The 25,293-nt window shown below is 44.5% G+C and carries 13 protein-coding genes; 7 read left to right on the top strand and 6 right to left on the bottom strand.

All coding sequences use genetic code 11. The annotated features are described in order from the left end of the window. The first annotated feature begins 336 nt into the window (after positions 1 to 336). The 5 genes from V7654_RS20440 to V7654_RS20420 all read left to right on the top strand — a co-directional run bounded on the left by V7654_RS20440 (position 337) and on the right by V7654_RS20420 (position 9,515). The gene (locus tag V7654_RS20440) at positions 337 to 2,502 is read left to right on the top strand and encodes a glycoside hydrolase family 3 N-terminal domain-containing protein (RefSeq protein ID WP_335432680.1); all 2,166 of its coding nucleotides are present in this window, start codon (positions 337 to 339) and stop codon (positions 2,500 to 2,502) included. A gap of 80 nt (positions 2,503 to 2,582) precedes the next feature. Beyond that, the gene (locus V7654_RS20435) at positions 2,583 to 5,912 is read left to right on the top strand and encodes a GH36-type glycosyl hydrolase domain-containing protein (RefSeq protein WP_335432679.1); all 3,330 of its coding nucleotides are present in this window, start codon (positions 2,583 to 2,585) and stop codon (positions 5,910 to 5,912) included. A gap of 55 nt (positions 5,913 to 5,967) precedes the next feature. After that, complete coding sequence (locus V7654_RS20430; protein WP_335432677.1) at positions 5,968 to 7,572, top strand: alpha,alpha-phosphotrehalase; 1,605 nt, start codon at positions 5,968 to 5,970, stop codon at positions 7,570 to 7,572. 67 nt (positions 7,573 to 7,639) lie between these two features. After that, positions 7,640 to 8,599, top strand: a complete 960-nt coding sequence (locus tag V7654_RS20425) for a LacI family DNA-binding transcriptional regulator (protein WP_335432676.1) — start codon at positions 7,640 to 7,642, stop codon at positions 8,597 to 8,599. Positions 8,600 to 8,762: 163 nt separating this feature from the next. After that, entirely contained in the window at positions 8,763 to 9,515 is a 753-nt protein-coding gene (locus V7654_RS20420) for an AAA family ATPase (RefSeq protein WP_335432674.1), read from the top strand. Between the two features lie 76 nt (positions 9,516 to 9,591). Here the strand turns inward: V7654_RS20420 and V7654_RS20415 are convergent, their stop codons facing one another. Both V7654_RS20415 and V7654_RS20410 read right to left on the bottom strand, forming a co-directional pair. Beyond that, on the bottom strand, positions 9,592 to 10,713 hold the full coding sequence (locus tag V7654_RS20415; protein WP_335432673.1) for a plasmid pRiA4b ORF-3 family protein: 1,122 nt from the start codon (positions 10,711 to 10,713) through the stop codon (positions 9,592 to 9,594). Between the two features lie 162 nt (positions 10,714 to 10,875). Then, complete coding sequence (locus tag V7654_RS20410; protein ID WP_335432672.1) at positions 10,876 to 11,532, bottom strand: hypothetical protein; 657 nt, start codon at positions 11,530 to 11,532, stop codon at positions 10,876 to 10,878. A gap of 478 nt (positions 11,533 to 12,010) precedes the next feature. Between V7654_RS20410 and V7654_RS20405 the strand changes: the two genes are divergently transcribed. Together V7654_RS20405 and V7654_RS20400 are read left to right on the top strand one after the other, a co-directional pair. Beyond that, entirely contained in the window at positions 12,011 to 18,844 is a 6,834-nt protein-coding gene (locus V7654_RS20405; RefSeq protein WP_335432671.1) for a pullulanase, read from the top strand. A gap of 254 nt (positions 18,845 to 19,098) precedes the next feature. Next, positions 19,099 to 19,899, top strand: coding sequence for an alpha/beta fold hydrolase (locus V7654_RS20400; RefSeq protein WP_335432670.1), 801 nt, complete (start codon positions 19,099 to 19,101; stop codon positions 19,897 to 19,899). Positions 19,900 to 19,916: 17 nt separating this feature from the next. On the opposite strand, the gene V7654_RS20395 is transcribed toward V7654_RS20400, so the two are convergent. The 4 genes from V7654_RS20395 to V7654_RS20380 all read right to left on the bottom strand — a co-directional run bounded on the left by V7654_RS20395 (position 19,917) and on the right by V7654_RS20380 (position 25,231). After that, complete coding sequence (locus V7654_RS20395; RefSeq protein ID WP_335432668.1) at positions 19,917 to 20,597, bottom strand: N-acetylmuramoyl-L-alanine amidase; 681 nt, start codon at positions 20,595 to 20,597, stop codon at positions 19,917 to 19,919. A gap of 168 nt (positions 20,598 to 20,765) precedes the next feature. Beyond that, positions 20,766 to 22,487 carry a methyl-accepting chemotaxis protein gene (locus tag V7654_RS20390; protein WP_438825330.1) on the bottom strand — a complete coding sequence of 574 codons (1,722 nt, stop codon included), beginning with the start codon at positions 22,485 to 22,487 and terminating at the stop codon, positions 20,766 to 20,768. Between the two features lie 184 nt (positions 22,488 to 22,671). Next, on the bottom strand, positions 22,672 to 23,622 hold the full coding sequence (locus tag V7654_RS20385) for a sensor domain-containing diguanylate cyclase (RefSeq protein WP_335432666.1): 951 nt from the start codon (positions 23,620 to 23,622) through the stop codon (positions 22,672 to 22,674). Between the two features lie 151 nt (positions 23,623 to 23,773). Then, positions 23,774 to 25,231: an S-layer homology domain-containing protein gene (locus V7654_RS20380; RefSeq protein ID WP_335432665.1), complete on the bottom strand. Its 1,458-nt coding sequence runs from the start codon at positions 25,229 to 25,231 to the stop codon at positions 23,774 to 23,776. Positions 25,232 to 25,293: the final 62 nt, after the last annotated feature.

Below are 25,293 nucleotides of genomic sequence, written 5' to 3'. Positions count from 1 at the left end.
AGTGAAACGTTTCGAAAACTGTTAAAAAAATAATAGGTTGAAACTTGAGAAACGATTCAAACATTCCAGTCTCTTTTTTCGAAAAGAAATGTTGGAAGCGGTTGAAACGTTTCGATAGGGCTATTATATTTCATGGTGTAATCGTTTTCAAGTAAAAAATTGAGCTAGATATTACTTTTTTTCTAAAATCCTTGCTAATAATGGTTTCGCTTTCATTAACTAATAGAAACGTTTCGATAATTCATTGACTCTAAAAAAGAAAGCGCTTATAATGCAGTTGTAACTTTATTCGAAACGTTTCTATTCCTTCAATATATTTCGGGGAGGTTCACCCATATGAACAGTCAGAAACTTACTTCTTTATTAAAAGAAATGACGCTTGATGAGAAAATCGCACAATTACTTCAATTAGCTACACCATTTTTCGAAGGATCCAAGGATGAAGGACAAATTACCGGTCCCCTTGCTTCTATGAACATAACAGAAGAAAATGTCCGCAATACCGGATCGGTTCTCGGAGCTTCAGGTGGAGCTAAGGAAGCAATCAGCATTCAGGAAGCCCATATGAAAAAGAACCGCTTAGGCATTCCTCTAGTATTTATGGCGGATGTCATCCACGGTTATAAAACGATTTTCCCTGTACCTCTTGCAATCGGCTGTTCATGGGATTTAGACAAGGCTGAGCAGAGCGCTGAAATCGCAGCAAAAGAAGCAGCGGCTGCGGGCGTCCATGTAACTTTTGCGCCAATGGTTGACCTTGTTCGCGACCCTCGCTGGGGACGCGTGATGGAATCGACTGGTGAAGACCCGTACTTAAATAGTGAATTTGCGAAGTCGTTTGTACGCGGCTTCCAAGGGAAAGACTTGAAAAATAATAAAGAATCAGTAGCAGCTTGTGTGAAGCATTTCGCTGCATACGGTGCTGCTGAAGGAGGCCGTGATTACAATACCGTCAATATGTCTGAACGCCAAATGAGAGAATCCTATCTTCCAGCCTACAAAGCAGCGCTCGACGAAGGCTGCGAAATGGTCATGACGGCATTCAACACGGTCGACGGCATCCCGGCAACCGGCAATGTAAAACTAATGCGCGACCTGCTCCGCGATGAGTGGGGCTTCGACGGCGTCCTCATTTCCGACTGGGGTGCTGTAAAAGAAATGATTCCTCATGGAGTTGCAGAGGATGAAGCGGAAGCTGCCTACAAAGCGATCCAGGCTGGAGTCGACATCGAAATGATGACGGCTTGCTATGTCGACCATTTAAAAGCTCAGGTTGAAAGCGGAAAAGTGGATGAAAAGCTAATCGATGAATCCGTTATGCGAATTCTGACTTTGAAAGATAAATTAGGATTATTTGAAAATCCATATCGTGGCGCAGACGAAGCGCTCGAGCAAGAATTAATCATGAGCGACGCACACCGCGGCGCTACAAGAGAGCTAGCTGTGAAGTCTTCTGTTTTATTAAAAAACAACGGAGTTCTTCCTATTAATAAAGAAAAGAAAATCGCGCTAATCGGTCCATTCGCACAAAACGAAGATATTTTAGGACCTTGGTCATTCCTTGGTTCAAAGGAAAAAGCGGTTCGATTATATGACGGCTTGCTGGCGAAGCTGGACTCTTCCCTTCTTTTAACAGCAAAGGGCTGTGAAATTGAAACGGGTACCGAGGAACAGTTCGCTGAGGCTGTAAAAACGGCTGAAGAGGCAGATGTAATCGTCCTTGCGCTTGGTGAAGCTTCCGAAATGAGCGGTGAAGCCGGATGCCGTGCCGATATCCGCCTGCCAGAGGTCCAACTGGAACTGGCCGCTAAAATGAAGGAGCTTGGCAAACCAATTGTGGCTGTGCTATTCAACGGACGCCCGCTCGACCTGCATGGCATCTGGGATGAAGCGGATGCGCTTCTAGAAGCTTGGTACCCAGGCACAGAGGGTGGAAACGCTGTGGCAGACATTCTGTTCGGCGATGCGAACCCATCCGCGAAGCTGACGATGTCCTTCCCTTATTCTGTTGGACAGGTACCAGTTTACTACAATCATTTCAACACAGGCCGCCCACAAGGAGCGCCTGACGCCCAGGAACGGTATGTATCACAGTATTTAGATATCCCGAACGACCCACTCCTTCCTTTCGGATTCGGGTTGAGCTATACAAGCTTTGAATATAGCAATGTAAAATTATCCGATACTTCTATGTCAGCTTCCAAGCCATTGACGGTTTCTGTAGAGGTTGAAAACACCGGCGAAATGGCCGGCGAGGAAATCGTCCAACTCTATGTACGCGACGTAACCGGTGAAGTCGTAAGACCAATGAAGGAACTAAAAGGCTTCAAGAAAGTCGTTTTAGAGTCTGGCGAAAAAGCGACAGTGACGTTCGAAATTACAGAAGAGCAATTACGCTACCATCACGCTGATTTAAGCTTCAAGAGCGACCCAGGGAAGTTCATCGCTTTTGTTGGACCTAACAGCAGGGATACGGTTGAATTACCTTTCGAATTGATCTAATCATTTAGTAAATTCAGGAAGTAGTTAGCGATGAACTACTTCCTCTTATACCAAACCTTAAAGGAAAGAAGTTGACACCGATGACACAGTCAAAGTTCACCATTCAGGCTAATGACTTGAGCTTTACGTTTTTAAATAGCGGCGATCTTTATGAGATTGCGAATAAATCGACTATGATCAATCAGTGGCTATCGAACGAAATCGACGGCTCTTTAAATAACTTATTTTTACGCATCCACGGAGAAAACGGAATCCAGTTCTATCCTTTGCTTGGTTCGAAATCAACAAGCACTGTCAGCCACACTGGCGACCAGGTTTTCTGGAAGGGCGAAGCTCATGGCCTCAAGTATCAGGTGACTTTTTCCCTGACAGAGGGCGGCGTTTGGTTCTGGGATGTTGAAGTGGAAGGAAACGATGCTAAGATTGATGTCATTTACGGTCAGGATATGGGCCTTGCTGACAAGGGCGCTGTCCGTACGAATGAAGCGTATATGTCCCAGTACATCGACCACAATGCTTTTAACGACGCGGAAATAGGCTATGTCGTCTGCTCCCGCCAGAACCAGCCGATGAGCGGCGGCTGCTTCCCATACGTGCAGCAAGGTTCACTGACAAAAGCAACTGGCTACTCAACAGACGGCTACCAATTCTTCGGCCTTTCTTATAAAGAAACGGATGTACCTGAGATTCTAGCGAAGGAAAATCTAGCGAATGAAGTCTATCAATATGAATTTGCCTACACCGCCCTTCAGTCTGAAAAAGTAACCCTGAACGGTAAAGCGCAGTTCGTATTCTATGGCATTTTTAAAGAGAATCACCCAACAGCGATTACTGAGTTGGAATTTACTGATGAAGTAGCGGCAGCATGGGAGAAAGTCCAGTCCCTTCAAGCCGATCAAGCTGCCGACTTAGCGCAGGTTCAGCTTTCTGCTAAAATCGGAAAGCCTTTAGAAACTCTTTCTATGACAAAAGAAGAAATCAACGAGCTGTTCCCGAACCGCCACCAGGAAGAAACGGCTGGTGATTCATTGCTGTCATTCTTCACGGATCAGCACGAGCATGTTGTTTTGAAGGAAAAAGAACTATTGGTTGAGCGTCCGCATGGCCATATTCTTATGAGCGGCGGCAATGTCGACAACATCAAGAACGTCCTGACTACGACTTTATATATGTACGGAATTTTCAACTCGCACATCGTTGTTGGCAACACTTCGTTCAACAAGATGCTGACGAATGCTCGTAATGCGTTGAATGTAATGAAGACTTCCGGACAGAGGATTTATGTTGAAATCGAAGGCAGCTACCGTCTGCTAACGATGCCATCGATGTTCGAAATGGGCTTCAATTATGGCCGCTGGTACTACAAAACGAATGATGACCTGATCGTCATCACTACTTACAGTGCTGTGGATTCACCGCAATTGCGACTTCAGGTTCGCTCTGCTAACGGAAAAGCGTACCGCTATCTCGTGACAAACCAGGTATCAATGAACAATAACGAGTATGCTCAGGCTTACAAAATGGAGCAAGACGGTAATGTCCTTACTTTTACAGCGGGTGAAAGAGCAGATAGCACAACCGTATTCCCTTACCTGAGCTACCGTATGCAAATCAATGGCAGTGAATTCGAAGTTAAAGATTCAAGATTGTTCGGTGAGAACATCGAAGCAGATGCTGCATCTTTGGCGGTTTTAGAGTTGAACGAGTCAAGTGAGTGGAGTATGGCTGTCCAGGGTCTGCTTGATGGAAAAGAAATTCCTTTCGCAGATTCCGATGCACAAACGGAAATCGAGAAGTACCGCAAATTTTTCGCATCGACAATGAACGGGTTCAATTTGACGCAAAATGGTGCAACTACCGAAGAGTTAAGCAAGGTTAACGCGCTCGCATGGTGGTATACGCACAATATGCTCGTCCACTATTCCGTACCTCATGGTCTTGAGCAGTACGGCGGCGCTGCCTGGGGAACGCGTGATGTGTGCCAGGGTCCGACCGAATATTTCATCGCGACGCAAAAATATGAAAATGTTAAAGACATCATCAAGACGGTCTACTCTCACCAGTACAGTGATGACGGTAACTGGCCGCAGTGGTTCATGTTCGACAACTATTACAAGTTCCAGCAGGAAGAAAGCCACGGCGACATCATCGTCTGGCCATTGAAGGTCATCGTTGAGTACCTAAGAGCAACGAATGATTACTCGATCTTAAGCGAAGAGCTTCCTTATACTGAAAAAGGCAGTTTTGAATTCACCGAGGAAAAAGTAACATTGCTTGATCATGTAAAAAAGCAAATCCAGTATATCAAGGATCACTTTTTACATGATACGTATTTGTCTTCTTACGGCGATGGCGATTGGGATGACACGCTCCAGCCTGCGAACGCGCAACTTAAGCAGTATATGGCAAGCAGCTGGACGGTTGCGCTGACGTATCAGGTCGTAAGCCACTTCGCTTCGCTTTTACAAAAAGAAGACTTACTGCTGGCAGATGAGCTAGGCACGATGGCAGCTGGAATCAAGGAAGATTTCAATAAATACATGCTTTCTACAGAAATAATCCCTGGATTCGTGTTCATGGAACAGTCAGACAAGCCTGAATTGATGGTCCACCCTACCGATACAAAAACAGGAATCCAGTACCGCCTGCTTCCGATGACACGAAGTATGATCGGCGAGCTCTTGACTCCGGAACAAGCAGAATCGCACTACAAAATCATCAAACAGCGCCTGTACCATCCGGACGGCGTGCGTTTGATGGACCGCCCTGCTACTTATGCCGGCGGAGTAAGCACGAATTTCAAGCGCGCCGAGCAGGCAGCGAACTTCGGACGCGAAATCGGTCTGCAGTATGTCCATGCCCACATCCGTTTCGTTGAAGCGATGGCGAAGCTGGGCAAGTCAGATGAGGTTTGGAAAGGCCTGCAGACGATTAACCCGATCAGCATCCAGAAGGTCGTTCCAAACGCAGAACTTCGTCAAAGTAATGCTTACTTCAGCAGCTCTGACGGCAAGTTTAACACTCGCTATGAGGCTGCGGAGAACTTTGAAAAGCTTCGCGACGGCTCGGCTCCTGTAAAAGGCGGATGGCGCATCTACTCAAGCGGTCCTGGAATCTATATGAACCAGCTGATCTCCAATGCACTGGGTATCCGCCGCGACGGACAGGACCTTGTGATTGATCCTGTTCTTCCAGAGGAAAAAGATGGCCTGGAGTTCCAGTTCAATATTGATGGCAAGCCAGTTACCTTCGTTTATCGTTTTAACAGTGAAAGCGGAGCGAAGATCAACGGGCAGGCCGTAAAAGCTGACAAGGTTTCAAACCGTTATCGCGAAGGCGGCTACCGCATCAGCGCCGACGAGCTTGAGATGCTCAATGCTGAGAACAATACAATCGAAATTTATTTGTAAAATAGAGCGGCCTATTCGGCCGCTTCCTTTTTAATTAAGAATTGGGGGTAGAAAAATGGACAGCAAATGGTGGCATAAAAGTGTGGTTTACCAGGTGTACCCTCGCAGCTTCCAGGATTCGAACGGCGATGGGATTGGCGACTTACAAGGAATCATTTCGAAGCTCGATTATATTCAGGAGCTTGGCGCGGACATGATTTGGCTTTGCCCGGTCTATGCGTCGCCGAATGATGATAATGGCTATGATATCAGCAATTATTATCAGATTCATCCGGAGTTTGGTTCGATGGAGGATATGGACTTGCTCATTTCAGAGGCGGCAAGGCGCGGGATCGGCATCATGATGGATATCGTTGCGAATCATACTTCCGATGAGCATCCATGGTTCATTGAATCGAGGAGCAGCAAGGATAACCCGTACCGGGATTATTATATTTGGCGTGATTCTGTTGACGGTGGTCCGCCGAGTGACCTGCAGTCGATTTTCAGCGGCAGCTCATGGCAATATGACGAAACGACTGAGCAATATTACTTGCATATGTTCAGTAAAAAGCAGCCCGACCTGAATTGGCATAACCCCTCGGTCCGCGAGGCGATGTACGATGTGATGCGCTTCTGGATTAACAAAGGGATCAAGGGCTTCCGTTTTGATGTCATTGATTTGATTGCGAAGGAACTAGAGCAAGGTATCATCGACAACGGCCCCCTTCTGCATACGTATCTGCAGGAAATGCATCGTGAAGTTCTCGATGGTGCGGACATTGTTACGGTTGGCGAAACCGGTGGAGCCGATCTGGAAAAAGCGATTCTTTTTACAAGTCCGGAACGAAAAGAGCTCGACATGGTGTTTTCCTTCGAGCATATCGCCCTCGACGAACAGCAAGGAAAGCAAAAATGGGATTTAAAGCAACTGGAACTGGCCGATTTAAAAAGAGTCCTCTCAAACTGGCAAACAGGTCTTGCCGGCAATGGCTGGAATAGTTTATTCTGGAGCAACCATGATCAGCCGCGAATCGTTTCGCGCTGGGGAAATGACCAGGAGTACCGGTACGAGAGCGCGACAATGCTCGCTTCCCTTCTCCACTTGATGCGCGGCACACCGTACATTTATCAGGGTGAAGAAATTGGGATGACGAATGTGCAGTTTGCTGAATTGAACTCGTATCGCGATATTGAAACCTTCAATATGTACCAAGAGCGGATTGAGCAAGGCTTTGCCCATGAAGACATCATGGAATCGATCTATGTAAAAGGCCGGGATAACGCGAGGACGCCGATGCATTGGAGTACGGAACCCCAAGCCGGTTTTACAGCTGGTGAGCCCTGGATTGAAGTGAATCCGAATTACTCAGCGATTAATGTTGAGAATGATAAAAATAGTGATAAGTCCATCTACCAATTTTACAAAAAGCTGATTGAGCTGCGTAAAGCAAATGACCTGATTGTTTATGGAGATTACAAGCTTCTGGACAGTGAGCCTGAGATTTTTGCTTACGCACGAACATATAAAAATGAAGAATGGCGTGTTGTCTGCAATTTTACCGACAGAGAGGTTAAAAGTGAGCTAGTATGTGACGGAGATGTCGTCATCCATAACTATGACTCCCCTGGTGAAAAGTTGCGGCCGTACGAGGTCATTGTCTATAAACTGAAAAATTAACTATAGATGGAAACGCTCACAAGGTATAATAGCAGTAGAGTTTACTGAAGAGACGGGAGAGAGAATCGTGGCAGGAATTAAAGATATTGCAAAACGGGCAGGTGTCTCGATATCCACTGTTTCCTATGCATTGAACGGCAGCCCGAAGGTGACAGAAGAGACAGCAGCGAAAATCCTCGCGATCGCCAAGGAGCTGAACTACGTTCCGAATGCGGCAGCCCGTTCTTTGAAAAAAAGGGAAACGAAAATTATTGGCGTCTTCCTGACCAATTACGGCGGAGCCTTTTACGGGCAGCTTCTTCAGGGCATCCAGGACGCCCTCAGCAGCAAAGGTTACGAAATGATTGTCTGCGGCGGGAAGGAATCGCACCGCTTTATACCGGAACGGATGATTGACGGGGCCATCGTCCTCGACTTCTATTTTTCAAGCGAAGAACTGCTCAAACATGCGGAGGCCGGACATAAAATTGTCGTCATGGACCGGGAGCTTGAGCATCCTAATATAAATCAAGTATTATTGCACAATACATCTGGCGCCACACTGGCGATCGATCACCTGATTGAAAAAGGCCACCGGAAAATCTACACCGTCACTGGACCTGAGGGCTCTTATGATGCGACACAGCGGATCGGTGCCGCGCGCCAAGCAGTTAATCGCTATAAGGATATTGTATACCGTGAGATTCCCGGTGACTTTAACAAGCCCTCCGGTGAAAAAGCCGCCGAGCAAATCGTCAGCGAATACACCGAGCCAGTGGCCGTCTTCTGCCTGAACGACGAAATGGCCATCGGCATGTACAACTACATCGCAAAAACAAAATACGAGATCGGCAAACACATCCATATCATCGGATTCGATAACATCGAGCTCTCACAATACACAAACCCAAGACTCGCAACCATCGACTACTCCGAACAAAAATGGGGCGCCGTCTCCGCAGAACACCTATTAAAACTACTAGCCAACGAACCAGTCGAAAACGAACGCATCTACGTAACCCTGATACCAGGCGATTCAGTAGGGTGAGTGGAACTTGGGGACGGTTCTCATGTTCCAAATGGATGGTGAACATGGGGACGGTTCTCACGTTCCAAAATTAGTGACAGTTATTTAACAACAGGCACCTGCCAGTTTTCTGGGAGGTGCCTGTAATGTTATGATTAGTAAAAACATGTCCGAGGTATGAACGATGAGCTACCTAAGCTGGCAATACATCAGAAGAATAAATCTAAAACGCGAGGAAGTCCCTTCTTTCAGGCACTACCCTTTCAACCTTCCAAGTCTGAAGACGTTGGACCAACTGGACCTTCATCCGAAGGTCACTTTCTTCATCGGTGAAAATGGGATGGGGAAATCGACTTTGCTGGAGGGGATAGCGGTTGCATTAGGATTTAACCCTGAAGGAGGTTCGCTGAACTTTAATTTCTCGACCTACGATTCGCATTCGGAGCTAGCGGACTATCTAAAAATCATCAGAGGGATTGAAAAGCCGCGTGATGGTTTTTTCCTGCGGGCGGAGAGCTTTTACAATGTGGCATCGAGTATTGAGGAGATGGATCGTGAAGGCGGTGGACCGAAAGTAATTGATTCATTCGGTGGAAAATCCCTGCATGAGCAATCCCATGGTGAGTCATTCTTTGCGACTTTTATCCATCGATTCCGCGGAAATGGCATCTACCTCCTCGACGAACCTGAAGCTGCCCTCTCGCCCCTGCGCCAGATGTCGATGCTCACAAGGATTCATGATTTAGTCAATGAAAACTCCCAGCTCATCATCGCCACCCACTCCCCTATCATCATGGCCTATCCCGACGCTAAAATCTACGAGTTCAGCGAGGATGGCGTTCATGAACGAAAGCTGGAGGAAACGAATCATTATATGATTATGAAGCAGTTTTTTGAGGATCGGGAGCGGATGATTCATCGGTTGTTGGATGAATAATTGGAGCCATGTTGCGGCTCTTTTTTACTTTACTAAAAACTGTGGGTTAAAGCCTGCCAAATTTGGCAGGCTTTTTTTACTTAAACAATCGATTGACCATCTCAATATCGAATTTCCGACAGCTATTTATTTGTCCCCAACGACTGACTTCCTTATAATCTGGATGCTCCAGGTCATTGATCACCTTAAGATACTCAGAGTAACCTGGTCGGCCCCCAACATCCTCGGGAGGCCTGTCCCCTTCTCCTTCAAGGCAAACGGGATGATAGGTATCATAATCCCTGATGACCTTCTCAACCTCGATGTAATGCTCCCAATTGTCCCCAAAATCATATAGATATTTTAGATGCGTGACTCCCGGGATATACTCCGACAGTTTTACATGGTGTTCCAGACGCCTATCCATATCGATCGGGACACCCAGGGCCTCCGGGCTGCTTACTATATTAAGTAACGGCTCATAGCCTGCTTCGTGGAATGCAGGATGGTTAGGAGATAGATTCCTTCTACTTTTTGAATGATAAAGGTAAAAGGCATGCAAATGCTGGCAACCCCAGCCGAATGAATTATTAATCACTTCATGAAGCTCATGAAACGTACTAGTGAGCGGCACGATTACCCTCCGCCAACAAGAATGATCATCCAGCTTTAAAGAGATTTTCAGCTGAACAGCTTCTGTACTAAAAATCCCTTCACCAGTGAGGTTTTCAAGCTCTTTAAACATCTCTCTATAAGGATAGATATATTTATTTTTACCTGCCCCAACCAAATCACGGCTGACTTTTAGGCTAAGCTGAGTATTTATGAGTGAATAGGGGTCGAAATATTCCTCCAAAAAATAAACGAAATCACATGCCCGATTTAACCTTGAAACAGACGAGCGGTCTTTCGATTTCGTAAAACGGATTTCTCCTGCAGCTGATAAATATTTCTCTATCACATCGCCTTTTATTCCCTCTGCCCGCCACGTCTCACGTATGCCCTCCTTGACGAGCTCATCCAATCTCTTAAAATCTTTCGTCTTAAGCCCATACAAAATCACGGCATACCGATTTAAATTGTTTACGGCCACCACCATTTTTTTACGCTGAATCGTAAGCACATGCGCACTCCAGGAGAAAAACGGCTCTTCTGTCAGCTCAGGTTCCGGTTTAATTTTCAATTCATCTAATAGCTTTTTTGAGCAGTGAATTAGCATATTATTAAACTCCTAACAAGAACATAGGGACGGTTCTCGTGTTCCACTTTTTTGAGACGCGAGAACCGTCCCCATGATACTTTTTGATTTAATACTAGTATTATAACTAAGATTTTTCTCAATTAAAAAAGAGGTGCGGCTAACACCTCCTTTTCATACTTGTCACCATGACAACAAGATCCACCCATTCTCTTTTTTGCTAATAGTATAAGCCTCATAACGGTCAAATTCGACCGTGACCTTAGCTCCGTTCTTATTTACAAAGTCGATATTCTCTATAACTCCTTCATATAAAAAGCCCTCGCCGGAGTACAGCTCTTTTAGCATCTCAACGTATTTCGGGTTGGCTGATACCACCCCAGTACTCTTACTGATGACCATTTCTTTTCCTTTAAAATAACCAAATAAATCAGTTTCTGGAACTGCATATAGCTCAGTTCCATACTTTTTGGCGATTTTAGCCTGACGCTGATACTTTGGTTCATTCATAACATTGACATACAGCGAGTCTCCATATTGAATGGTATCTTTAAATCCTGCCTTTTCCTGGTTGTTTTTTTCTTCTTTTGGCTGAGTCACTTGATCCTTTGATTCAGTCGCTTCTTTTTCCGACACAACAGCTGCCTTATCTTCCGATTTAACACTTTCATTCACTAACTCTTCATCGCTATTAACCTCTTTAAGCGATTTACCCTCTTTCTCCGCTATGTACGTTTTCTCAGAAGCGCCAACTTCCTCAGGAGTTCCTTCATAATAAAATGCACCAGCCGTAGACAAAAACAGGGCACCGAAGATAATAAAGGCAAGTTTAGTTTTCATTTTGTGTGACTCTCCCCTTCTTTTTATTATTTAGACTAAACTCGGTTTGGGAAAGTTTATTTTCCATAAAATTTTGTTCCAGAAATTTGGCAGGTGCTTGTCACCTTTTAATTTAATCAAAAATCCTGTTACAGGTACCTTCCAAGTTTACTAGTAGGTAACTGTAACTATTTCAACATTTCGACACACGGATAGCATTGCCGTATTTCTCAAAATATTGTAATATTGAAAAGTAACAATGTTGCAAGCGTTTGCATACGTGAGTAGATATTTTTTTACTCATTTGTGCAAACGATTTCATTAATGGAGCCACAGAAGAAATACTGCACCAAGTTAAAGCTTCACTGTACTGGGGGTCTGACCCCCGGCACACTAATGCGTTAAGGCTTTAACTTGACGGGGGTCTGACCCCCATCGCTTTAAGTGTTAAAGCAACTACTTCTGTGGCTCTATTAAACTAATAAATAAGGGGGAAAGTATGTCAATGAGTAGGAAGTCTAAGCGTAGTTTTTCTATTTTCATGACGGCGATTATGCTTTTGAGTTTGTGGCTGCCTTTTGTACCGGCTCCGGAAGCATCGGCTGAGGGTTCTTCGACAGGAGAATCGACGACAGCTGCGTCTGATCGCAAGTTACGTTTTACTTACATTCGTGAAGACCAGAACTTCGGCGAATGGAATATCTGGACATGGAATACTGGCGTGGCTGATGGCCAGGCTGATTTTACAACCAAGGAAGGCACCAAGGCGGTGGTCGACATTCCTGTAAGTGACGCTACAACCCAAATGGGGTTCGTCCTTCGCAGCACTTATGATTGGGGAACTGCACAAAAGGAATTCGGTGATCGTTTTATTCCAATCAATAAAAACGACACACTCACCAAGGCTTACATAACAAGCGGTGTCGAGCAAATCAGGATCGTTCCAGACGGATCGGCTCCGGTGATTGATAAAGGAAACGCAACTTTCTTCTATCGTGATAAAACCCTTTTCGCAAACGACCAAATGGACACAATCCAAAAGGTAGATTTGAAATTAAACGGTGAAACAACACCAATGACGTATGAACCAGAGAATGAGAGATTCGTAGCGACTTACGAGAACATTCCTAATGGCAAATCGTCATACACTTACGTTGTAACCATGAAAGACGGCACGACTTCTGAAGTGAGTGATCCTTATAACCCACCTTCAGAAATCGATTTTCAAAAAGCCGACCTGACAGTTACAGGCTCCGTTACACCAGCAGCGATTGACTATAATGAAAACGCTGTCTTGAAGCTTGATATCCAAGGTTTAACGGAAAACCTGAAAGTCAGCAAAATCACTGCAGACATTTCTCCACTTGGCGGATCTGACAAGCTTGAAATCGATCCTTCCTTAAAAGCGATCACGATTGCAGTTGATGACAATATCACTGCTGGAACAAAAGAAATCCCTCTGACTGTAGTAGATTCATATGGAAACTACTACAACGGAAAAGCAACAGTAGAGGTAAAAACTCGACAGGCTGTCGGCGAAAATGATTTTGACTGGGATGAGTCGATTATCTATTTCATGCTGACAGACCGTTTCTTTGATGGCGATTCATCAAACAACGACCCTTACAACCAGAACTACGAAGCTAAGAACGACCGCGGTACGTACCAGGGCGGCGATTTTAAAGGAATCACGCAAAAATTGGATTACCTTGATAAGCTAGGCGTCAACACAATCTGGATCAGCCCGATCGTGGAAAACATCAAGTATGATGTACGCTACGACAACACAGAAGGACATTCTTATTACGCTTACCACGGCTACTGGGCAAGCAACTTCGGCGCGCTGAACCCTCACTTCGGGACAATGGAAGATTTCCATACACTGATTGATGCTGCCCATGAAAAAGGCATCAAGATCATGGTTGACGTGGTATTGAACCACACTGGTTATGGCTTGAAAGATATCAATGGAGAAGTTTCCAATACTCCAGCCGGTTACCCAACTGACGCAGAACGCAGCACATATAGCAACCTGCTTCGCCAGGGTTCAAATGTCGGCTCTGATGAGGTTGTTGGTGAATTAGCTAACCTTCCTGACTTAAAAACGGAAGATCCAGCAGTCCGCCAGACAATCATCGACTGGCAAACAGACTGGATCACGAAAGCTACTACAGCTAAAGGAAATACAATTGACTACTTCCGTGTTGACACTGTTAAGCACGTTGAAGACGCAACATGGATGGCATTCAAAAATGCCCTCACTGAAAAAATGCCAACACACAAAATGATCGGCGAAGCTTGGGGAGCAAGTGCCAATAATCAACTTGGATACCTTGAAACAGGTATGATGGACTCCCTGCTTGACTTCGACTTCAAAGGCATTGCGCACGATTTCGTGAACGGCAAACTGAAGGCAGCAAATGATGCCCTGACTGCCCGCAACGGTAAAATCGACAACACGGCTACTTTAGGATCATTCCTTGGAAGCCATGACGAAGACGGATTCTTATTTAAAGAAGGAAATGACAAAGGCAAGCTGAAGGTTGCTGCTTCCCTGCAAGCAACATCAAAAGGCCAGCCGGTCATCTATTACGGTGAAGAGCTTGGCCAAAGCGGAGCAAACAACTATCCGCAATATGATAACCGTTATGACCTTGCATGGGACAAAGTAGAAAACAACGACGTCCTTGAGCACTACACAAAACTATTAAACTTCAGAAGCGCTCATTCAGAAGTGTTCGCTAAAGGTGAACGTGAAACGATTGGCGGTTCTGACGCTGATAAGTTCTTACTTTTTGCTCGTAAAAATGGAAACGAATCAGCTTATGTCGGCTTGAACGTTGCTGACACAGCAAAAGACGTTAAACTAACGGTTACTGCAGGTGCTGTCGTAACTGACCACTATGCAGATAAAACTTATACTGCATCAGAAGCTGGCGAAATCACATTAACAATTCCAGCAAAAGCTGATGGCGGTACTGTTTTACTAACGGTTGAGGGCGGAGAAATCACAGCGGCAGCTGCTGGCTCTGGCGACGGAGATGGAGATGGAACGGTAGAACCAATCCCTGCCAACCACATCCGCATCCACTACAAACGCGATGACAACAATTACGATAACTACGGTGCATGGCTGTGGAACGATGTAGCCTCCCCTTCTGCCAACTGGCCGACTGGTGCTACAATGTTCGAAAAAACAGACAGCTATGGTGCTTACATCGACGTAGAACTTAAAGAAGGCGCGAAGAACATCGGCTTCCTCGTTATGGATATTACAAAAGGTGATGCTGGTAAAGACGGCGGCGACAAAGGCTTTACAATTTCTTCATCTGAAATGAACGAAATTTTTATCAAGCAAGGTTCTGACAAGGTGTACACATACGAACCAGTCGACCTTCCAGCGAACACAGTCCGCGTTCATTACGTACGTGACAACGCTAATTACGAAAACTTCGGTCTATGGTTCTGGGGCGATGTTAAAAATGCTCCTGTTAACTGGACATCAGATGCACCATCATTCTCAAACACGGACAGATATGGTGCGTATGTAGATATCGATTTGAACGAAAATGCCAAAACAATCGGCATGATCACACTTAACAAATCAACCCAGGAAAAAGACGGCGGCGACAAATCCTTCAACCTGCTGGACAAATACAATCACCTTTGGGTAAGACAAGGCGATGACAATGTATACGTATCTCCATACTGGGAGCAAGCAACAGGAATCACAAATGCAGAAGTCATCTCTGAAAATACGATTCTATTAGGCTTCACAATGACTGATGGCTTAACGCCTGAATCTTTAAAAGCAAGTCTTGCCATTAAAGATTCAACTGGTGCTGAAGTTGCCATCGAAAGCGCTGAAATCACAAGCGCAACTTCTGCAAAAGTAAAAGCAGCATTCGATTTAGAAAAACTTCCATTATCCGTGACATACGCAGGCAGAACCGTTTCAGCTTCAACTGGCTGGAGAATGCTTGATGAAATGTACGCTTATGATGGAAACGACCTTGGTGCTACCTACAAGGATGGAGCAGCGACGCTTAAATTATGGGCTCCAAAAGCTAGCAAGGTTGTAGCTAATTTCTTTGATAAAAATAATGCCGCTGAAAAAATTGGCAGCATCGAGTTAAAGAAGGGTGAAAAAGGTGTCTGGTCTGCAGACGTAAAACCTGGCGACCTTGAAAACGTAACCGATCTTGTGGGTTATTTTTACCAGTATGATGTAACAAATGACGGCGTAACTCGCCAAGTGTTAGATCCTTACGCAAAATCAATGGCAGCCTTCACTGTAAATACAGAAGGCAACGCTGGTCCTGACGGTGATACTGTTGGTAAAGCAGCTATCATTGACTTGAGCAGCACAAACCCTGAAGGCTTCAGTCATGCAAAAATCGATGGATATAAAAAGCGCGAAGACGCAGTCATCTACGAAGCTCATATCCGTGACTTCACATCCGACCCTTCAATCGAAGGCGACCTGAACGCAAGATGGGGTTCTTACAAAGCGTTCATCGACAAGCTGGATTACCTAAAATCTCTTGGCGTAACACACGTTCAATTGCTTCCTGTAATGGCTTGGTATTACGGTGACGAAACGAAGATGGACCAAAGAGAGCTTGAGTACTCAGCTGGTGGCAATGAATACAACTGGGGCTATGACCCGCACAGCTACTTCTCTCCGGACGGCGCATATTCAGAGGATGCAACAAATCCTGAACAGCGCGTGAAAGAGCTGAAGCAGCTGATTGACGCAATCCATAATGCCGGAATGGGTGTTGTCCTTGACGTAGTCTACACTCATATGGCAAAAGCCAGCCAGTTGAATGACATCGTTCCAAACTACTACGCGTTCCAGGACGATAAAGGAAACTTCCTTGGCGGCTTCGGAAACAACCTGGCAACAAGTCATACAATGGCTGAAAAATTAATGGTCGATTCAGTGAAATACTGGTTCGACGAATACAAGATTGATGGTATGCGCTTTGATATGATGGGTGACGCAACCTACCCTTCTATCCAAAACGCATATGACGCAGCAGCTTCTGTAAATCCTGATGCATTATTCATCGGTGAAGGCTGGAGAACATTTGCAGGCCACCTTTCCGACCCAGCACTTAAAGGCATGGGCGCAGACCAGGATTGGATGGATAAAACTGACAATGTTGGTGTATTCTCAGATGAAATCCGTAACGAATTGAAGTCTGGCTTCGGTTCTGAAGGCGAGCCTCGTTTCATTACTGGCGGAGCTAGAGATATCAATACAATCTTCAACAACATCAAAGGTCAGCCGGGAAATACAGCTGACGACGATCCAGGCGATATGGTTCAGTACATCGAGGCACATGATAACATGACGCTTCACGATGTCATCGCTCAATCAATCAAAAAGGATCCATCTGTACCTGAAAATGAATTAGAGATTCACAAGCGCATCCGAATTGGAAACTCGATTATTTTAACATCTCAAGGAACTGCTTTCCTACATTCAGGCCAGGAATACGGCAGAACGAAGCAATGGTTAGGTGAAGGCGTACCTGAGCAGAAGTACCATGAGTTAAAAGACGAGCAAGGAAATCCATTTGGATATTTCATTCACGACTCTTATGACTCATCTGACGCCATCAATAAATTTGACTGGCAGAAAGCAACAAACAAAGAGCAAAACCCTGTTAACACAACAACTCAAGCCTATACAAAAGGTTTGATCGAGCTAAGAAGATCAACGAACGCTTTTCGCTTAGGCGAAAAAGACTTAGTTGATTCAAATGTAACTTTGCTTAACATCCCAGAAATAAATTCTTCTGACTTAGTCATTGCATACGAAAATCTATCCACTGACAACACTGGCAACTACTATGTGTTTGTGAATGCGGATAATAAAACACGTACACTGACTCTAGGAGACTATAACTTCTCTGGCGGCAAGGTGCTTGTCGACAATGACGAAGCTGGGGTAAAACCAGTAGCTGAAAGATCTGGCTTCCAGTTAACAAGAGACAAATTGACAATCGACCCACTAACGACTGTGGTCATTAAGCTCGACAGAAAAGCAACAGAAGCACCTGCAGACAACGGTAACCCGCCTGCCCCGCCAGCTGGTGAGAAGCCTCACACAATTGAGCTTCCAGCATGGGCTGCTGAAGTTGTAAAAGAAAAGAATCCTTCTGGCATGGTTGAAGTGATTACGAAGGTCGCTGCTGACAAAGTAGCAGAGATCGTAAAAGCAATCACAGCTGACAAGCACAACCTGGCAGTCAAGCTAGAAAAGCCAGCTGCTGGCGAAAAGGCGAAAGCTCAGCTGCCTGCAAGCTTATTTACGGAAGCTTTTACAAAAAATAAGCAAGCAACACTTGAAGTTGTAACAGAAGATGCAAGCTACACACTTCCTGTATCTGAAATCAATGTGGCAGAGCTGGCTAAGAAGCTAGGCGTTTCACCAAGTGATGTTCAGATCACCGTTTCTGTGAACGTGGTAAAAGCAGGCACGAAGCTGAACCTGAAATCAGCAGTGGTTGATTTTACAGTTGAGGCGTTTGCGGGCAGCAAAAAGGCAGAAATCAAGGTATTCAGCACTTATGTTGAACGCGAAATCCTTGGCGACAAGAACTTCAACGCATCAAGAGCTGTAGCTGTGAAATTGAATGCGGACGGTACATTCAGTGCTGTACCAACGTTGTTCGAAGGCAAGTCAGCAACCATCAAGTCATTGACTAACTCAACGTACGCAATCGTTGAAAACGATGTGACCTTCTCTGATGTCAACAACGGCAAAGACTGGGCTGAGCAGTATATCGAAGCCTTAGCATCTAAGTACATCATCAAAGGAAAAGGCGACGGCACATTCGGCAGCACAAGCCAGCTGACTCGTGCAGAATTCACCGCATTGCTCGTACGCGCACTTGGACTTCCAGGCATGAAATACGACGCACGCTTCAAGGATGTAAAAGGCAGCGAGTGGTTTAACGACAACAACGCACTGATGGCAGCAATTCAATACGGAATCATCCAGGGTAAAGGCAACAGCACATTCGCACCTGGCGAAAAGATCACCCGTACAGAAGCAGCAGCCATGATCGGCCGCGCGATGAAACTAGACTTCATCAACTACGATTTATCTGGACTAGATAAATCCAAGAGTCTAAAAGACTTCACAGACGCAGGATCAATCGGCAGCTGGGCCAAATCAGACGTAGAAGCAGTCTACCAGGCAGGCATCATCAACGGAAAAGCCAAGACCAAATTCGCACCAACAGGCAACACCCAACGCAACGAAATGGCCAAAATTTTAGCTAATTTCCTAGTGAAAGCGAAGTTGATGAATTACTAGAAACATGGGGATGTGAACATGGGGACGGTTCTCGCGTTCCAAAAATAAACAGAACAGGCACCTCCTTTTTAAATGGGAGGTGCCTGTTTTTTTACAATATTGAGAGACGTGGGTTCTCAAGTTTTAGAATTATTCTCCCCAACAAGCATCCCCCTCTTCTCTAGAAGGTTTTCCAATGCTCTTGTAAGGGTTTACTAGTCTCAGCACCAAGGGTATCATGTAGTTACCAACCAGAACGACTTAAGGAGATTTTAATGCTAGATTACAAGTTATATAAGGGGCACGGCTCGGAGTACGTGGTTTTGCTGCATGGGATCGGCGGCAACTCTAAAATCTTTTACAAACAAATAAAGGCCTATTCAAAACACTTTAATGTCCTGGCCATTCATTTACCAGGCCACGGGGATTCACCTGACATAGATTCCTATAAAGAAAAGTTCTCTTTTGATTTAATCGTTAAAGAGATTGCAAACACGCTGGACAAGCTCGCGATTCACAAAGCACACTTTGTCGGCATTTCTCTAGGGTCAATCATCCTCCATCAATTACTCAAAACTGAACCGGGTCGAGTGAGGTCTGCTGTATTAGGAGGAGCAATAACCAGTTTGAACAGGATGGCAAAATTCCTTTTAAAAATAGCAGGACTGATAAAAGGAGCGATTCCATTTATGTGGTTGTATCGCATCCTGGCACTGATTCTCATGCCAAAAGATAACCATAAGCACTCTAGACGATTCTTCATCCATGAAGCACAAAAAATGCTGCGGAACAACTTCCTTGGATGGTATCAACTCGTAGCTGAAGTTGAAACAATCTATACCAATGTCCAAAGTGTAAAGATTCCTAAACTTTATATATCAGGCGCAGAAGACCATATGTTTGTTAACGAGTTAAGAGCTGACCAGCACGGGGACCAACACTCCGAAATAATTATTCTTAACCAATGCGGCCATGTATGCAATATTGAAAAAGCCGACGAATTTAACCGGTTATCACTTGAATTTCTGCAGAAACATTCAATGGAACATGGGGACGGCTCTTGCGTTTCATTTTGAAACGTTTCTAAATTCCATTATTGAATAATCCTTCTCCATTCAAACAGGCTCCCTGGGTCTGTTTTTCGCCCTGTGGCATATTCGTCGTGGCCGATGATGTGGGTTCTGTTTCTTTTGATTTTGGGGTTCCGTGCTAGGATGTCTTCAATCAGTAGATTGAGGGATTTATATTGGGCTTCTGTGTAGCCGATGTGTTCCCGTGGAATCTTTTTATAATCTTCAGAAGGAATGATTGAATGCATTTCAGCTTCTGTCCCGATTGCCATGAGTTCGATCCCGATGGAATAATCGTTGAGGTGATCCTTGTACTCTGGATACCCTTCCAAGTCGCCTTTACCTGCATGTCGCGCCACCCTATTTTCCGGCAGCATATAGTAAATAACCCCATTTCGATCGATCATATAATGAGGTGAAACATCGTACTGTTTAAAAATTTTCCGAATGTCTTCATAAATATAAGGGTTCTCAAGGTTCAATGCGGCATTGCTGGTAAAATGAAGGACTACATGCGTTTTGCTCTCTTTTCGCTGCTCAAAATCAAACTTCTGCAAAAAGTCCTTAATGACAGGCACTTCTATCTTTGTCTGGATGACCTCCGCTTTTTCAAGTTCCCCCTTGGCCACAGCCTTCTCATCCGAACAGCCGCCTGCCCACAGCAATGTTAAGGCTAGAAACACCAGCTTATACCACTTTTTCATCCTGAACCCCCAGCAGTCTTGCGTCTATTTATATCTAAATAATTCGTTATACATTAGAAAATTCCTGTTTGTAAAAAGGCACCATCCATAAAAATAGATGGTGCCTTTGAAATGTGGGGACGGTTCTCGTGTTCCATTAGGAACGCGAGAACCGTCCCCATGTTCACATTAGATTTTAAACTTCCCTACCATCTCCCTAAGCTCCTCTGCCAACCTAGCAAGTGAAGCTGAAGATGTTGCAACCTCATCCATCGAGGCCAGCTGTTCTTCTGTTGCAGCTGCGATTTCTCCTGTGCTTGCAACGGAACTGCGTGCGATTTTTGTGACCTCTTCGATTGAGGCGTTCACCTGCTGGACGCTTGCGGACATTTCTTCTGAAATCGCGGAGACTTCCTGGATTTCGGAGCTGACGTGTTCGATTGATCTCAAAATTTCGTTAAACGTCTTGCCTGTCTCTTCGACTAATTGTGTCCCAGTGGAAATTTCGACTGTTCCTTTGTTCATCATTCCCACAACACGGTGTGTATCTTTTTGAATGACCTCTACCAATCCAGAAATCTGCCCAGCTGATTGCCTTGATAGCTCTGCCAGCTTCCTAACTTCATCGGCTACAACTGCAAACCCTTTGCCGTGCTCACCGGCTCTTGCCGCTTCAATCGCCGCATTCAAAGCAAGCAAATTAGTTTGATCGGCAATCCCCGTGATGACCTCAATAATCTTGCCGATTTCGGCTGATTTTTTATCCAGATCTTTAATGACTGCATTCGTTTCATTAGTTGAATGATTAATGGACTTCATCTGGTTAATAACCTTTTCGAGCGACTCATGACCAACCAACGCTTGTTTCGACGTATCCTGAGCTGACTCAGCGACAGTGGAGGTCGTTTCCGCTACACGCTGGATTCCAACTGACATCTCGCCTACTGCTCTTGCACTTTCTTCAGTGTTTTTACTTTGGATTTCAGCACCGCTTGCGACTTCCTGGATCGCCGTAGCAACCTGGTTCGTCGCTGCATTCGTCTGGTCCGCACTTGCCATCATCTCTTCAGCTGATGAAGCAACCTGTTCGGACGTGCTGCTTACCTGAAAAATCAATTCTCTCAAATTCGTGGTCATGGCATTAAAAGAAGCTGCCAGCTCACCGATTTCATCCTTGTTCTTCACGTTAATTTTCTCGATAGCAAGGTTCCCGTTCGCAACTTCTTCAGCCGCACGTGAAACTAGCTGTACCGGCTTCGAAATCACCCTGCTGATGAACATAGCAATCCCAATCCCGATAATGAAGGCAGCAACGCTGATGGCGATGATGACCACTGAGACTGTCCCAACATTCCCAGTCAGAGTTTCAATCGTTCCCTGCAAAGTATCTTGTTGATACTCCATTGCATCCTCAGCCGCAGAATTCAGCTTAAAAATGGCCGGGTTTCCTTTTTCCTGCATTAACAGCCTAACCTTCACTGCTTGTTCGTCTCTTATAAAAGTAAATGCATCTGAAGCGACCTCATAATATTCCCTCTCAGCCGCCACAAGGGCTTCCCCAACCTTCTTGCCCTCGGAAGACCGTGTCACTTCTAAATATTCCTTTGAGGATTTTGCAAAATTTTCAACCGCACCTTCAAATTCAATCATACTTTCACCATCACCATTGGCCATATACTTGTATAGAGCCTGCTGCTCCCTCATGACGGCATCCTTCATTTTCACAATCAAATCCATCTTCTCCATACGGTCATCGATGGATGAAGAATACTGGTTATTGACATGTCTAATTTCGGAATTTGTAATGATTGCGACCAGCGCCAACAACGCTAAAACCGAGAAAAACCCTGTCAGCAATTTCGCCCTTACAGAGAAATTCCGATTAGACTTCTTATTGGGCTTCGATTTCATTTTCTTACCGGCTTTCAATTTGAAGTTCAGCTTCTTCAATTTCATGGTCCGCTCCCCTGTCCTGTATACAGTCTTTCTATTTATTTCGGATAAAAAAGAAATAGATTTAGAATTTGTCGAAAAATAAAACATGGGGACGGTTCTTGCGTTCCAAAGTGGAACGCGAGAACCGTCCCCATGTTCATCACCGTTTAACTAGCTTTCTCTCATTCTTATTTTGATACATGTTCCGGTCTGCGTGGGTATAGAGTTTTTCGATATTATTAAGGGAATCGCGGCTGTATGCATATCCGACAGAGAGATTCATAGTAACTCCTATGGTTTCGATTTTCTCGGAGTTTACTTTCGCTTCCATTTCCTGATTGAATTTCTCTTCCTCTCCTTGTGTTGTATCTAAGATTAGCAGGGCAAATTCATCTCCACCCATTCTTGCAACAATTGTTTGATCGTTTGAAAACCCGTCTAGTATATTGGCTGCTGTTTTAATTAACAGGTCACCGACCTTATGGCCATAGTGATCATTGACGTATTTCAAATTATCCAAGTCACACATGAAAATCGCAACTGATTTATTCTCGACTGAATTATATTTTTCAAGTTCTTTTTCAAAATAACCCCTGCTAAATACCCCAGTCAGGTCATCATGGTTGATTCGATACTCCAGTTCGGCTTGCAGCTTAATCTTTTCTGTTATATTTCGCAATATGCCTTGTAAAGCCACGATTTCACCATTTTTATACACAGGTGTCGTATATTCTTCATACCAGGTGTAGCCGCCTTTACGATCATTGATCCGATAGATAATCGGCTGATTGTAGTCGACTTCTCCCCTGATCTTTTTCCACAGCATCTCCAAGTCATCCGGGTGCACCAAATAGAAAAATTTCTCCGGGTCTACAAAAGCCTCTTTTGCTATTTCCTCTCCAAAAAAGTGTTCTAAAGGCGGAAGGACATACCGGAACTGAAACCCCGGCTTTTTCTCAAAATAATAAATGATATCTTTGGTACTTGCCACAAGGCCAGAGAATCTCTCATCCTCTTCCGTTTGCTCCATCTTCAGCCTTTTCTTTTCGTTCATATAAAAAATTCCAAAGCCCAAAACCCCAACAGCCAAACCAAGAAAGAACCATAACATTGAACCGCTTTCCATCCCTTCGGTATACTTGATATGCAATAAATACTATACCATTTTTATCCAAGTGAAATTGTGACAGTTTTTCTATACTGCTAAAATGAAAAAAGGACAGGTACCCGCCATTTTTGGCTGGTGCCTGTCCCTATATATATTACTTTATTAGATACGATGCAATGTACCCAATGTTTTTGGTGTTGAGGTCTTCAACTAAATACCATACAAAATGGTTGGCAGACTTTGGATTCTGATCCACCATTGGTTCGCCGATGATTTTCAGCTTCGCGCCATTGGAAATTGCGATCAAAGAACCACTTGTCGAAGGAATTGCACGTAACCCTCTTCCTTCATATGTGACAATTTCCCCTATGTTAAATAGCTGTTTTGAAGGCGTAAGATAAGAATCATTTAACTGATATGATTTTTTAATAAAATTGATTGGTGTACTGGAGTTCGGGTCATAATCAAAGTCTGCCGGTGTCATTACCAGCTTATCAATATTGGTATCCAGCAGGTTACCTTTTTCTAACATAGGATAAACCAATTCCTGATAGGCCAATTCATTTCTATTTCCGCTTGCCTGAACTACAGGGCTGTTTTTAGGTACAATTCCGTTATAGGCCATAACGGCAAAATACCAGCTTTCAAGATTATTAGGGTCATGATTGTTGATTTTCGGCAGATCTGTTCGCTTGTAAAAAGTATTCGTCAGGAAGTCAATGCCCGCTTTAATGTTTGCCTTCATGTCGTATCCTAGTTTATCTTCATCATAGCCTGCCTTGTTAGTGATCTGCATCAAACCGATGCCGCCGTCATTATTTCTGTTCTTTAATGGCAGACCATTCTCAAATTGCTGCCAGTCACTTTCTTTCTCAGCAACTGCCTTTACGATTTCAGGTGGAATCGTATATGTTGATTCCCTGGCAACTTCCGTAATTAAGCAATTAATTGTCTGTAAATCAGGATTTACTGTAGATTGTGGATCGTAATCACACCCTGCTCCAAATCTATTAATCGTTTTCGATAGAAGGATAGCAAATTGCCCACGAGTAATTTTTACATCTGAACCGAAACTGTCGGCAGATACCCCATTTGTGATACCAGCTGCATAAATTGCATCAATATAATCACCGAATGCACCAGTCGCATCCTTAAAAGGAGAATCTTTTACAGCCATCGGTATGTTATAAGCTTTAACCAAAATTTTGGCCATTGCTCCTCTTTTCAGGGTCTCATTAGGGTTAAATGTAGTGCTAGTGTATCCACTTATAATTCCCAGGTCAAAAAGAGTATTTACGGGATGTTCATATCGCCCGCTCACATCGATAAACCCGGCATCCGGAGCAATCCTTGCTTCCAATCCAAGAGCCTTTTCAATCATAATTGCCGTATTTCCGCGCGTCATACTATCATTTGTACCAAAGGTTGTACTTCCCGTCCCATTAACAATATCATTGGTATAAAGATATTCTACCGACGATAAATAATTAACGGGAACATCAGTGAAAGGCATCGCCGCTTCTGACTCAGACGGAGCAGCTACGCTCGCCATCACAACCGCAGCAGTACCTACCGCAAGAAGCTTTTTGTAAATAGTTTTATAAACCGCCATTAAAACTTCCCCCTAGATGAAATCTATATATGTAAAAAACTTAAAGAGACACAGCACTCTTT

The organism is Bacillus sp. JJ1609 (genome assembly GCF_036967045.1).
Taxonomy (GTDB): Bacteria; Bacillota; Bacilli; order Bacillales; family Cytobacillaceae; genus Mesobacillus.
The sequence above is the reverse complement of the archived record's forward strand: the minus strand, read 5'-3'. Positions and strand labels throughout refer to the sequence as shown.